The 12,102-nt window shown below is 63.6% G+C and carries 11 protein-coding genes; 8 read left to right on the plus strand and 3 right to left on the minus strand.

Annotated elements, in window-relative coordinates; all coding sequences use genetic code 11:
* Window positions 1-70 precede the first annotated feature (70 nt).
* The 4 genes from NE609_RS02895 (at window position 71) to NE609_RS02910 (ending at window position 3,929) form a co-directional block, all read left to right on the plus strand.
* The gene (locus NE609_RS02895; RefSeq protein ID WP_101550032.1) at window positions 71-472 is read left to right on the plus strand and encodes a hypothetical protein; all 402 of its coding nucleotides are present in this window, start codon (window positions 71-73) and stop codon (window positions 470-472) included.
* A 154-nt stretch (window positions 473-626) separates the two neighbouring features.
* Window positions 627-1,160, plus strand: a complete 534-nt coding sequence (locus NE609_RS02900; RefSeq protein WP_256151644.1) for an RNA polymerase sigma factor — start codon at window positions 627-629, stop codon at window positions 1,158-1,160.
* Window positions 1,161-1,180: 20 nt separating this feature from the next.
* Complete coding sequence (locus tag NE609_RS02905) at window positions 1,181-3,364, plus strand: beta-propeller domain-containing protein (RefSeq protein WP_256151645.1); 2,184 nt, start codon at window positions 1,181-1,183, stop codon at window positions 3,362-3,364.
* 133 nt (window positions 3,365-3,497) lie between these two features.
* Window positions 3,498-3,929 (plus strand): YaiI/YqxD family protein, encoded by a 432-nt coding sequence (locus NE609_RS02910; protein ID WP_256151646.1) that lies wholly within the window; start codon window positions 3,498-3,500, stop codon window positions 3,927-3,929.
* A 65-nt stretch (window positions 3,930-3,994) separates the two neighbouring features.
* Here NE609_RS02910 and NE609_RS02915 read toward each other — a convergent pair whose 3' ends face one another.
* Window positions 3,995-5,509: a YjjI family glycine radical enzyme gene (locus NE609_RS02915; protein ID WP_256151647.1), complete on the minus strand. Its 1,515-nt coding sequence runs from the start codon at window positions 5,507-5,509 to the stop codon at window positions 3,995-3,997.
* Window positions 5,510-5,631: 122 nt separating this feature from the next.
* On the opposite strand from NE609_RS02915, the gene NE609_RS02920 reads away from it, so the two are divergent.
* Complete coding sequence (locus NE609_RS02920; protein WP_121586797.1) at window positions 5,632-6,333, plus strand: Crp/Fnr family transcriptional regulator; 702 nt, start codon at window positions 5,632-5,634, stop codon at window positions 6,331-6,333.
* A gap of 54 nt (window positions 6,334-6,387) precedes the next feature.
* Here the strand turns inward: NE609_RS02920 and NE609_RS02925 are convergent, their stop codons facing one another.
* Both NE609_RS02925 and NE609_RS02930 read right to left on the minus strand, forming a co-directional pair.
* Window positions 6,388-7,338: a translation initiation factor eIF-2B gene (locus NE609_RS02925; protein WP_256151648.1), complete on the minus strand. Its 951-nt coding sequence runs from the start codon at window positions 7,336-7,338 to the stop codon at window positions 6,388-6,390.
* 29 nt (window positions 7,339-7,367) lie between these two features.
* A complete protein-coding gene (locus tag NE609_RS02930) occupies window positions 7,368-8,195 on the minus strand; it encodes a hypothetical protein (RefSeq protein ID WP_121586799.1) in 828 nt (275 codons plus the stop codon).
* A gap of 357 nt (window positions 8,196-8,552) precedes the next feature.
* On the opposite strand from NE609_RS02930, the gene NE609_RS02935 reads away from it, so the two are divergent.
* The 3 genes from NE609_RS02935 to NE609_RS02945 are packed head-to-tail and all read left to right on the plus strand — an operon-like array spanning window position 8,553 to window position 12,098.
* Complete coding sequence (locus NE609_RS02935) at window positions 8,553-10,085, plus strand: ABC transporter ATP-binding protein (RefSeq protein ID WP_101550047.1); 1,533 nt, start codon at window positions 8,553-8,555, stop codon at window positions 10,083-10,085.
* A gap of 16 nt (window positions 10,086-10,101) precedes the next feature.
* Window positions 10,102-11,142, plus strand: a complete 1,041-nt coding sequence (locus NE609_RS02940; RefSeq protein WP_158595621.1) for an ABC transporter permease — start codon at window positions 10,102-10,104, stop codon at window positions 11,140-11,142.
* Complete coding sequence (locus NE609_RS02945) at window positions 11,139-12,098, plus strand: ABC transporter permease (protein ID WP_101550051.1); 960 nt, start codon at window positions 11,139-11,141, stop codon at window positions 12,096-12,098. The genes NE609_RS02940 and NE609_RS02945 overlap by 4 nt, the downstream gene beginning before the upstream one ends.
* Window positions 12,099-12,102 lie beyond the last annotated feature (4 nt).

Consider the following 12,102-nt stretch of genomic DNA (forward strand, 5'->3'; position numbering starts at 1 on the left):
GGCCGCGCGCGGCCTTCCTTTTTTGGCGCGCGGCCGCCCGCCCGCATAGACTGTAGGGGAGGTGGTGCGCATGGCGACAGGTTCGGAGGGCGTGGTCGGGGCCGCGGGGATCGAAGGGGTGTTCGTTTCGGACGCGCAGGTCAACCGCGCCGCGCGGGCGGCCGCGGAAGCCGCGGGGCAGGCCTCCTCCACGGGGGCGGCGGGCCCCTTCTCCGCGGCTTCGGGGGCGGCGGACCCAACGGGTCCCACCGGTTCCACGGGCTCCACAGGCTCCACGCGGCCCACCGGGCCGCAGGCCCAGAGCGGCCAGGGCGCGCAGTTCGTCTACGCGGCGGCGACCGTTGCGAACGTGCTCTGCGACAACCTGACGCAGACGCAGATCAACCTGCTGGCGAACTTCCTGTCGGTGGTGACCACCTGCGTCTACGCCATCCTGACGGTGGAGAACCCGACCGACGTGCTCGAAGCGTGACGAAAGTTGCACTTTTCCGCGATGCTTGCTATAATGTGTGCATTGGCTTTGCCGACGCACACATTCTTTTTTGGATTCTTTCCAAATCATGTGCAGTAAATTGCAGCTTTCCCTTCACTATATCAGTGAACCGTTTGCAAGAAAATGGTGGTAAATGAAGATGGTTGTTGACGTTACGGCGGTGCGTGAGGCCCGCCTCGGAGACAAGGATAGTTTCGCAAAGGTTTATCAGCAGATCGCTGATGACCTTTATCGTGTTGCGCTCTATTCGCTGGGCAACGCCCATGACGCGCAGGACGTGGTAAGCGAAACCTTCATCGAGGTGTTCAAGGGCATCAAGAACCTGCGGGACGACAACAGCTTCCGGCCATGGATCATGCGGATCCTTTCGATCCGCTGCAAGCGGAAGATCGGGCAGTATATTTCGGGGCGCAACGAGCTGGATATCGACGATTTCCTCGACCTCACCGAGGAAGGGGAGGGCGTGGAGGAGCACTCCACCCAAAAGCTCGCGCTCGTATCCGCGCTGGAAACCCTCACGCCGCAGGAGCGCCAGATCATCGCGCTGGCGGTGGTGCAGGGCTACACGGTGCGCGAGACTGCCGAGATCCTGGGGGCGCCGCAGGGCACCGTGAGCTCCAAGCTGCACCGGACGCTCAAAAAACTGCGCGCCCAGCTGGAAAAATAACCCGAAAGGAGTGAATGTGCGTGAAGCCCGACAGACAGGAAGAGTTGCAGGAATCGTTGGATTTTCTGCGCGGCAGGTTCGAGGAACTGAATCGTGACATCAAGCTGCCACATTCACTCGACGCGGAGGTGCTGCGCGCGCGGCTGGAGGAGATCGAGGAGGTCCCGGAGGAGAGATCCGGGAAGGTCATCCGGTGGCGCGCGATCGCGAGCGTCGCGGCCTGCTTTGTGGTGGTGCTCGGCGCGGTATGGTTTTTGAATTCAGGCGCGGCGAAATCCGCCGACCTGCTTGACGGCCCCGCTTTGGCGGAGGCGGAAACGGCGGAGATGCCGGAGACGGCGGCCGATATGGCCGCGGCCCCGGCGGACGCGCCGGCTGAGGCGGCCATGCCGATGCTGGCGTCCGCGGCTTCCGGCGGCGCGGAAGCGGCCTATTACGCGGCGGACTACACCGAGGTCCGCGACACGATCTACCGGCTGGCAGGGGACCGGATGCTCAAGGGCAGCTTCAGCGGAGACCTGTACCTTGCGGACGGGGCGGCGCCGGAGGCGGGCGCGGTGGAAGACGCGGCCCCCGCCGCGGATGCCGGCGGGATGATCCGCAGCGCGCCCGCCGCGTTCTCCGGCACCAACGTGCAGGAGGCGGGGGTCGACGAGGCGGACATCGTCAAGACGGACGGGAAATACCTCTACAGCTACGTCTATCAGAATACGACGAGCCAATCCCCGGCGATTTTCATCGCGGATGCGCAGGAGATGACCCTGGCCGCGACGATCGAGGTCGATCCCGCGATCGATGAATTCTATCTCGACGGCGACAGGCTGGTCACCGTCGGTTACAGCGCGGACGAACTCCCGACGCCGAAGCAGACGGTGGTCGAGGCGACGGACGACAGCCTTGTCGACAGGTCCGCCGCATCGGACGACGCAGCCCCATGGAACGGGAGCTGGGACGGCGGAGTGGAGATGACGGTCTACGACATTTCCGACCCGGCCGAACCGCAGGAGGTGCGCACCTTCCGGCAGGACGGCAATTACGTCTCCTCCCGCCTGATGGACGGGACCCTCTATCTCGTCAGCCGGAAATATGTCTACGCGGACCTCACCGATAAGCGCACCCCCATGAGCGACATCGTACCGGTCTACTTCGAGAGCGGCGCCGCCGAACCCCGGCTTCTGCCCGCGGATAAGATTGCGATCGCGCCGGATTGCAGCTCCGCAGATTACGCGGTGGTTTCCGCCGTCAATGTGCGGACGGGGAAATCGGACACCCGCGCGGTGCTCGGCGGGGGAGACGGCGTCTACATGTCGACCGACAACCTCTATGTCTATTATGACTCCTGGCGCGGGTCCGTCTCCGATTCGGAGAGCTACCGCCGCACCGGGATCGTCAAGTTCTCCGCCGGCGGCAAGCTGGACCTCATGGGGACCGCGTGGATCGACGGATACGTCGACGGGCAGTTCGCGTTCAGCGAGCTCGACGGCAACCTGCGGGTGGCCGCCACGGCGGAATATCCCGTGAAGGGCGTAAGCAACAACCTCTATGTGCTCGACAGCGGTATGCGGCAGATCGGCCGCCTCGAGGGGCTCGCGCCGGGCGAGCGCATCTATTCGGTACGCTACCTCGGCGAGATGGCCTACGTCGTGACCTTCCGGGAGACCGACCCGCTCTTCGCGATCGACCTTTCGGACCCGCGCGCGCCCAAGGTGCTCGGGCAGCTCAAGATCCCCGGATTTTCGGAGTACCTGCACCCGCTGGACGACGGGCTCCTGCTCGGCATCGGGCAGAGCGTCGACGAGCGTGGCACAGCGAACGGCGTCAAGCTCTCGATGTTCGACGTCTCCGACCCGCTCAACCCGAAGGAACTCTATGTCTACAACTTCGGGGGCGAGGGCGTCTGGGCGGAGGCGCTGTCCAACCACAAGGCCGTCCTCTTTGACGAGGAACGCTCCCTCTTCGGGTTTGCGGTGGATACGGGCTTCGGACGGATCGTCAGCCGCTACTACGTGTTCGGCTACGGGAAGGACGCGGACGGCTTTACCCTCAAGGCAAAGATCAGCCACGACGATTTCGGGCCCAACGCATTTTCCGGGGTGAACCGGGGACTCTACATCGGGAACATCCTCTACACCTTCTCGCCCGACTGGATCGTGAGCTACGACCTCGACAGCTTTACGCGCAAGGAAATCCTGCGGCTCAAATAACATGAAAAACGGCCGCCGCCGGCGGCCGTTTTTGGGCTTCCGCCGGGGTAAGCTCCGGCCGCGCGGGAACGATGAGAAAGAGACGGCAGGGGAACGGCGAATGCCGGTCCCCTGCCTTTGGGAGGACCGTGAAATGCGGATTCTGGTGGACGCCGACGCCTGCCCGGTCAAGGATCAGATCGTGCGGCTTGCGAAAAAGCGGGGGATCGCCGTCGTCATGGTGATCGACAATACCCATGTCCTGAGCGACGGCTACAGCACCGTGATCACGGTGGATAAGGCGCGGGACAGCGCGGACATCAAGCTCGCGAACCTCATGGAGCGCGGGGACGTCGTCGTGACGCAGGATTTCGGCGTGGCGGCGATGGCGCTGGGCAAGGGCGCGCGCGCCCTCAACCAGAACGGGATGGTGTACGATTCGGGCAATATGGACCGGCTGCTCTTCGAGCGGCATCTGGGGCAGAAGGTGCGCCGGGCGGGGGGCAGGACGGGCACGATCAAAAAGCGCACGGCCGCGGACGACGAAGCGTTTTCCCACGCGTTGGAAATCCTGCTGGACGAATAGAGTCAAAAGACGCCCGCGTTTCGCGGGCGTCTTTTATTTCCCGGGAATCCTGCCGGGGGCCGCTTTTAGACGCTGCGCACCATCCGTTTGTAGGTGCCGCGTTCCTCGATCGTTTCCCTGGAGGCGGCGACCGCGCCGTTGGCGACCGGCGCGCCCTTTTGCAGGGCTTCGAAGTCGGAGCGTTTGATGAGGTAGCCGGTCACGCGGATCACGTCGCTCTCCGACTCGTAGGTGGAGATATACTGCATGCCGACCCGGAAGGCCCCCTTGAAGACGTCGAGCACGGCGGCGGGGTTTTGGAGCGCGGTCCGGTCGAAGGGGAAGATGTCGCCGATCCCCGACGGGAAGAAGCGGTGGAACATCCCCGCCTGCCGCAGGTGGTCGTAGAGGGGGATTTCGCTGCCGATCGCGAGGCGCACGCCGGGGGTGACGCCGTTGTCGCCGACGGCGCCGACCTGCGCGTGCAGCAGGAAGCGGTGCCCGTTGACCTCGCAGTATTTGCTCTGGAAGGCGTTCACCTGCCGTTCGATCGCCTCGACGATCCGAAGGCCGAGCCGGTTGGCCTCCTCGTCCGGACCGTAGCGGCCCGGCCTACCGCAGAGGTCCATCAGCGTGTTGACGCACTCGTTCATGCCGACCAGCCCGAACAGCCCGACGAAGCGTTCCCGCTCCAGGAACCCCTCCTTGACAAGAAAATTCGTCCGGAAGAAGGGGATCTCCTCGGCGATAAAGCGGATTTTCGCCTCCATGAACCGGCAGGCGGCGTCCACCGCCTCGGGCAGGCGCACGGAAAAGAATTCGTCGAGGCTGCGGCACCGTTCGGCGATCCGGCAGAGCCGCATGCGCGAGAGGGAGTAGGCCCCGCCGCCGACATAGAGGCCGTTGTAGCAGCTTGCGATCCCATACCGTTCCCCGATGCGGGAACGGTAATAGGGGTCATGGGCGAACGCGGGGTTCGCGCACTTCAGCGCGCTGGAGACGCACTTGACCGCGAATTCGTCGGGCGTGACCGCGGGGTCGTAGAGCAGCGTGAGATTGGGGACGGCGTTTTGCAGCTCGGGAAGCAGCTCGACGACCAGCTCCCCCGTGACGGTGGCTTCGGGGCCGATGTTGGCGTGGCAGAAGCTGTCGCTCACCGTCCGGTCGAGCGCCGTCAAAAAGAGGCGCAGCATGCCGCGCGCCTCATCGCGCGGGACCTTCCGGACGAACGGCTCGAGCATCCGGTCGATCCGCCCGATGTATACGGGATAATGGGTCACCGACGGGACGTGGGAATAGAAGATCATCAGCGAGGCGAGTGCCTCCGCCAGCGTCCCGGGCGGCGGGAGGCGGAGGAACGCGCAGCCCCGCTCCATAAACCGTTCGTAGTCGGGGAGGATGTAGCGGGGGCAGAGGGGGGCGTGCCCGTCGTTGTGGTCGCAGAGAATCTCCTCCTCCACGAGCCGCTGGAAGTTGTCCGGCACGCCCGCCGGGTAGTCGCAGAGATTTTCCGCGAACTCCGCCAGGGAAAAAACCGTCTGCATGTGCGTCTTGGTGGGGTCCTTGATGATCTCCAGGACCTGCCGCTGGATCGATTCCATTGGATCGCCGCCTTTCCGGTGATTGTTCTGTTTCCATCATAGGCCGGCGGCCCGGCAAAGAAAATGACAATTGACATCTTTCCTAAAGTGTTTTATGCTGGTGACGGAAAGGGGGATACCCAATGGAATTCGCGGAGGGCCTCACGGAGCTCATGGACGCCGCCGTCCGCGGGGAAGCGGGCCCCGAGCTGCTGTCCCGCTGCTGCGGGCCGGGACTGCGCGCGCGCAGGGTCAAAAGAGGGGAGCGGATTCTCCACGCGGGGTTCCCCATCCGCTCCGTCCGGATCATGCTGTCGGGGCGGTGCCACGTCCTCACGATCTCCCGCGACGGCCGCAGCTTCATTGCCTACGTCAACGAGGGCTTCCAGATTTACGGCCTCACCGAGCTGCTCTGCGGCGGGGAGGCCTTCAGCGCGTCGATCACCGCGGAGGAGGACTGCCTCTTTGCCGAGGCGGACGCGCGGCGCTTCTGCGCGCTGCTTGAAAATGGCGGCGGTTTTTCCGGCGTGGTGCTGCGCTACCTCGCGTCCCTTGTGGAGCGGGCGATGCAGACCAGCGTCCGCCGCCGGTTCGCGGGCGGATACGAGGCGGTGCTCCTCTACCTCCACGAGCGGGTCCGGCAGGAGACGCCGCCGGTATCCGTCCGGATCAACCGGCGCGTCCTCTCCGAGCTGCTGGGGTTGAATCTGCGCACCCTCTACCGCTATTTCGACCGGCTGGAGGCGGAGGGCTACGCCGTACGGGAGCATGGCAGGCTGGCGCTGGACGGGCGCGCGCTCGGGAAGCTGGAAGCGGCGGCCCGGGAGATCTATGAACGCATGTGACGAAAAAGCGCGGCCCCGGTTCCGGGGCCGCGCTTTTGTATGGGAGAATGGGGATCAGCCGAGAAGCTGGGCTTCGAGGCAGTCCCAGTTGAGGGAGATCATCGAGGGAGCGATCACGCCGCGCTCGGTGATGAGCCCGGTGATCTGATGCGAGGGGGTCAGGTCGAAGAACTGGTTGATGACCTCGATCCCTTCCATGCTGTCGAAATCGCCGGGGGAGACGATTTCCGCGGGGGTGCGGCGCTCGAGCACGATCGGGTGCCCCTGCGCGGTGCGGCGGTCGAGCTTATAGATTTCGCTGGCGATGTAGACCGGCTTCTTGCAGGAGAGCGCGAGCTGGGAGATCAGCGCGGTGCCCATCTTGTTGGCGACCGAGCCGTCCCATGCGATGGTGTCCGCCCCCATGATGATGAGGTCGCAGGCGGGCATGAACTCCCAGATGGAGGCGTCGGTGACATAGGTGACGGGGACATGCAGCTCCTGGAGGATCTTTGCCGCGACACGGGATTCACGCAGGGGCCGGGACTCGGTGCAGATCAGGCTGAACCGTTTCCCCTGTTTGGCGGCCGCGGTAAAGACACTCATCAGGGCGCTCGAATAGCTGTGCATCATGACCGTGCAGCCGTCCTGGATCAGGTTGGCCCCGTTCTCCCCGAGGTGGTCGACGGCGCTGAGGGAATATTGAATGATCCGCTGGCAGAGCGCCGAGATCTCGCCGGTGATGGTGGAAATCTCCGTGCCGGCGGGGAAGGAGTCGAGCTTTTTATAGACGAGGGACTTGGAGTTATAGATGGTGGCCATCGTGGGCTTGAGGCTGAGCAGCTCGCTCGAAATATAGTCGAACCGTTCCCTGAGCGCGGCCACATCCGCGAATTCCTCCTGGGTGCAGGCAAGGCGGTAGGCCCACGCGGCGGCGCGCCCGAACGGGCTGCCGCCCTTGACGTTCATATTGCGCACCTCGTCGATGACGTGCTGTGCCGATTGGAATTGGATGTCCTGTAACATGGTGATCGCTCCTTTATTAATATGGTATCTTATTGAATCCGGCCGATGAAAAAGCAGGGGATGTCCAGTTCCGCGGCGAGCGCCGCGCCCGATTCCTCCGGCAGGCTGACCAGCACGGCGGTGCAGGAGCCGGCGGAGGTCTTAAGGTCGACGGGAGGCTGCTCGACGGGCAGGAACCGCCGGCCGACACATTCCGCGAGCTGGCCCGCCTCATACAGGGCGCCCTTCGAGCCGACGGGGAGGATCTCGTGGACGAAATCCAGCTCCCGCAGCTTCGCCACGGTGGAGATTTTGGCGACGGTGCCGTCGCGTTCGCTGTAATGCTCGATGATCCCGCTCTGCGGGACGCCGGCGCAGTAGACCGCGTCGCCCGGACGGGTGCGACCGAGCCGGAGGGCGGCGTCGCTCACGAGCCCGACGACGGTGACGCCGATGCCCGTCTGGAGGGTGCGCATGTTGTCCTCGGTGCTGCCGGTGAACTGGATGCTGTCCAGCAGCCCGCAGCGGTCCAGCTCCTCCTGCATGGCGGAGATGATCTTCCGTCCACTCGGCTCCATCTCCACGCAGAGGTTGTCCGCAATGACGATGGGGGTGGCGCCGGTGGCGAGCACCTCCATGGTGGGGACCTTCAGCGCGCTGACCGCGGTCTCGTCATAGGTGTTGCGGTGGGTGTCGTTCGGCTTTTCTCCGTTGGAGGCGTTGGAATCGCAGGCGACGACAAGGCTCACTTCCCCCAGCAGCCGGAGGATGGAGAGGTCCCGGTATTTGCGGATCCGGGAGGAAAAGCTGTGCCTGCGGGTCATCTCCAATAGCTCTTCATATTCATTCCAGATGGTCTCGGGCGTGAAAGCATCCATAAGGAATCCCTCTTTTCCAGACTTGATGGATTCACTATAACACAATATGATATAGTTGTATAGATGTTTTTACAATTTTTACGATTTGCACAGATTTCACCCGGAAATTTCTCCATGGGGGCTGGGCGTTTTGCATAAAGCGCCGCAATCCAGCATGAAATGCGAGAAAACGCGGGCATTTGATGGGGGAAAGGGGCTCATTCTGCATAATAAAATTGAAAATTGAAAAAGAAAACTATTGACAATTACGGAGAGCGCATGCTACCCTTATGCCATAAACATATAGACAACTAAATCTATAAAACACTAAATCTTTCCACTGAACAACCAGGCGGTTGCACCGAAGGAGGTTATCGGATGGCTCCTGTCGTACGGATGGAATCCATTACAAAACGCTTTGGGGCGCTCGTGGCGAACGACCGGATCGACTTTTCGCTGGAGGCCGGCGAGACGCACGCCCTCGTCGGGGAAAACGGCGCGGGCAAGACGACGCTGATGCGGATCCTTTACGGACAGTACGCGCCGGACGCGGGCAAGATCCTGATCAACGGGGAACCCTGTTCCTATCACGTCTCGGGCGCGCTCAAGCACGGGATCGGCATGGTGCACCAGAACTTCATGCAGATCGACCATATGAGCATCACCGAGAACATCATCCTCGGCCACGCGCCCACCCGGGCGGACTTCATCGATTACCGGGCGGCCAAGGAGAAGATCCGCGGGCTGCTCGCGCGCTTCGGCATGCAGAAGATCTCCCCCGACACGCCGATCGGGAACCTCTGCGTGGGGGAGCGCCAGAAGATCGAGATCATCAAGGCGCTCTATCTGGGCGCGCGGGTGCTCATCCTCGACGAGCCGACGGCGGTGCTGACGCCGCAGGAGTCGGACGAGCTCTTCAGCGTCATCGACGAGCTCAAAAAGGACGGCACCTCCATCGTCTTCATCTCCCACAAGCTGCGGGAGGTCATCCGGGTGGCGGACCGTATCACCGTCATGCGCAAGGGGCGGGTCGTGGCGCATTTCAAGCGCGGGGAGGCCTCCGAGACCGACGTGGCGCGCGCGATGATCGGCAAGCAGGACGTCCAGCTGATCCAGAACAGCGAGCGGGGCGAGGTGGGCGAGCCGGTCTGCGTCTGCAAGAACCTCTGGTATATCGACGGAAACGGCATCCCGCGCATCCGGGACCTCACCTTTGCGGTGCGCCGCGGGGAAATCCTCGGCGTGGGCGGCGTGGAAGGAAACGGGCAGACGGAGCTCATCAACCTGCTGATCGGGATGTTCCGCCTCTCGGGCGGCAGCATCCTGCTGGACGGCGAGGACGTCACCCGCCTGCCGATCCGCCAGCGGCGGGCCAAGGGGGTCGGCTATATCTCGGAGGACCGGATGACGACGGGGCTGGCGCTGCAGGCGAACGCGGACGAGAATCTCATCTGCGGGGTCGCGGGGCAGCCGCCCTTCAGCAGGCGCGGGATCCTGCGCGGCAGGGCGATCGCGGAAAACACGGCGGAGATGGTCCGCAAGTTCGACATCCGCGGCCTTACGCAGGACAAGCCCGTCCGGTCCCTCTCGGGCGGCAATATGCAGAAGATCGTACTGGCGCGGGAGATCAGCCGGAACCCCAAGCTGCTGATCGCGGCGCAGCCGACCCGCGGGCTCGACATCGGCGCGATCAACTTCGTGCGGGAGCACCTGCTCGAACAGAAGCGGCGCGGGACGGCAATCCTGCTCGTCTCCGCCGACCTCGAGGAGCTGATGAGCCTGAGCGACCGCATGATTATCCTCTACGAGGGGCGCTGCTCGGGCGAGGTGACCGACATCCCCTCGGCGACCGAGGCGGAGATCGGGCTGATGATGGGCGGCATTACAAGCTCGGAAAGGGAGGCGAACTGAGATGGGAGAGAATGTCATGGAACGGAAGCTCCCGGAGGTTTCCTTGAAGAAGCTGCTGGGCGGCCTGTCCCCGGTGGTTGCGGTGCTGATCGCATTCGCCGTCGCGGGGCTGGTCGTGCTGGCTTCGGGCGGCAACCCGCTCGAGGCGTACCGGGCGCTGGCCAAGGGCGCGCTGGGAAGCTGGGTCGGCATCAAGAACACCATCCGTTACACCTTGCCGATCATCCTGCTGGCCTTTTCCTTTTCGATCTGCAACCGCTGCGGCTACTTCAACATCGGCCAGGAGGGCCAGATGTATTTCGCGGCGCTGGGCATCGCCTTCGTGCCGCAGGTCATCCCCAACGCGCCGCTCTGGGTGCAGGCCGTCGTCATGGTGGCGGCCGGGGCGCTCTTCGGAGGACTCATCTCGCTGCTGCCGGCGGTGTTCAAATTTCTGTTCGGGGTCAACGAGGTGGTCATCGCCATCCTGATGAACTATATCATCCTGCTGCTGACCGACTATCTGCTCAACAACGGGCCGATCGCAAAGGCGGACACCACCGTGCCGATGTCGGTAAACCTCGCGCCCTCCCTCAACACGACCCTGATCCTGGTCGCGGTCGTCGCCATCATCATCGCCTACGCGCTCTGCATCCGGGGGACCGTCCCGGGCTATGAGCTGCGGATGATCGGGCACAATCCGAAGTTCGCCAAGGCGTGCGGCGTCAAAACGATCCGGATCGTCCTGGTCGTCGCGCTGCTGGGCGGCGTCTTTTCGGGGCTGACCGCCGCGGGCGAGGTCATGGGCGTCTACCACAAGGTCTACAACAATTTCGCGGTGGACATGGGCTTCAACGGCATGACCGCCGCGCTCATCGGCAAGGATTCGACGCTCGGCATCATCTTCGGCTCGCTCATCCTCGGCGCCCTGCAGAGCGGCGCGGTGACGCTGTCGGTCGAGACGAGCGTCCAGGCGGAGATGGTTCAGGTGGTCAAGGGCTTCGTCATGCTCTTCGCCACCATCAACATCCTGCGGTACCTGCTCCAGAGCAGGCGGAAGGAGGGGAAGACGGCATGATCAATGTGGAACAGCTGTTGAACCTGTCGGTCCGGCTGGCCGCGCCGGTCATCCTCATCTGTCTGGGCGGCCTCTTCTCCATCAAGGTGGATATCTTCAACCTCGCGCTCGAGGGCTTCACCCTCTTTGGGTGCTTCGCCGCCGTGGTCGGGACCTATATGACGCAGAGCGTTATGGGCGGCATCCTCTTCGCCGTCCTGCTGACGCTGCTTGTCGCGCTGGTCTACGCGCTCTTCGTCTTTGAATTGGATGTCGACCCGATCATCTGCGCGCTGGCGTGTACGACGATCGCCACCGGCCTGACGCGGTACCTGCTCGTCCCGATCTTCGGCGCGAGCGGACGGTTCATCCTGCCGTCCGAGCTCGCGCTGCCGACCATCCACTTTGCCTTCCTCGAAAAAATCCCGCTGATCGGGCCGGTCCTGAACGACCACTCGGTCCTCGTCTATCTGGCGCTCCTCCTGCCGTTCGCGGTCCACGTCTTCCTCTACCGGACGAACATGGGCCTGTCGGTACGCGCGATCGGGAAAAACGCCGACGCGGCCCTCTCGGCGGGCATCGGCATCAAGCGCATCCGCTATTTCGCGCTCGCTCTAAACGGCGTCTTCTGCGGGCTGGCGGGCGCGCAGCTCGCGCTTTCCCTCAACATGTTCAACGTCGGGATGACCGACGGGCGCGGCTTTACGGCGATCGCGGTGCTCGTGCTCACAGGGGCGGAGCCGGTGCTTTCGTTGCTGGCCTGCCTGATGTTCGGATTCTCCGACGCGCTGGTGCTGACCCTTTCGGGCAGGGGCTACCCGGTGCAGATCCTCTCGATGCTGCCCTATGTGCTCGCGCTGATCGTGGTCATCGCGCCGCTGCTCATCAAGAGCCTTGTCAAATGGCTGCGGAAGCGCTCCGCGGAAAAGAAGCTGATTGTTATGGGGTCCGACGTTACCGCCGGAGACCGTCAATAAATCA

Source organism: Anaerotruncus sp. DFI.9.16, from assembly GCF_024461615.1.
Lineage (GTDB): Bacteria > Bacillota > Clostridia > Oscillospirales > Ruminococcaceae > Anaerotruncus > Anaerotruncus massiliensis.